Source organism: Candidatus Rhabdochlamydia sp. W815 (assembly GCF_018642185.1).
GTDB lineage: Bacteria > Chlamydiota > Chlamydiia > Chlamydiales > Rhabdochlamydiaceae > Rhabdochlamydia > Rhabdochlamydia oedothoracis.
Map to the genome: position 1 here is coordinate 1 of NZ_JAAVTY010000212.1, position 846 is coordinate 846.

General features: G+C 33.5%; 1 pseudogene. It reads right to left on the minus strand.

Annotated elements, in window-relative coordinates:
- Positions 1-466 (minus strand): annotated as a pseudogene (locus RHOW815_RS08790) (IS5 family transposase); the annotation flags it as partial.
- Between the last annotated feature and the right edge of the window lie 380 nt (positions 467-846).

An 846-nucleotide genomic window follows, 5' to 3' on the forward strand; every position in this document is an offset into this window, starting at 1 on the left:
GCGGTGGTAATGTGAATCGCATGAGGAAGCCCTTGGGTATCGACTGCTATATGTCTTTTTATTCCTGATATTTTTTTCCCTGCATCATATCCTTATCTTTTCCGCTGTATCAGTATTTTTAACACTTTGAGCATCAATAATTACAAAGCTTGTTTTCTCTTTCCGACCACTGCTTTTTCTGACCTCGCCAACCCATTTTTTTTAAAACTATTTCAAGAGTACTCTTAGAATTTTTATCATCTTTTTTATTTCAAAGAGGGAAATAATAATAACATAATTCCCATTTAGGATATTCTATGGGTAACATACGCCACTGGCAACCACTTTTTAAAATGTACAAAATTCCACAAAAAATATCATATAGATGAACTCTTCGTGGACGTGTTTTTTTGCGTGTAGACTCAAGTATTAGATGGATTTTGCTAAATTGCTTACGAGAGATATCGCTTGGATAAGAGCAGGTCATAATTACCTCCAAAGGTTTTATGAAAACTATCATTATACCTTAATGAGAAGATTTTAAACAGGCTCTAAGGCTTTTCTAAGTACTCTGACGCAAGAGCTTTAAAATCTATCTTTTACAGTTATTCCTAGAAGATAGGTTGTAGAGTGTTCTTTTTTTGCTTGGCATCATATTCCCTCTGATAATCATAAACCGAAGACTCGCTGATTCTCAGAATTTTCGCTAGAAAAATATCCAGTTTTTGTAGAAAAAATAGATATCGCTTTTTGCTAGGTAGTATGAACCTATCTTGAATTAAATTTACTGTTTTAAAGATACTTGCCGACTTAAGAAATTCATCCAATATCCCAGTAGTCCAAACATTAATAGTCCGTTCCAATATA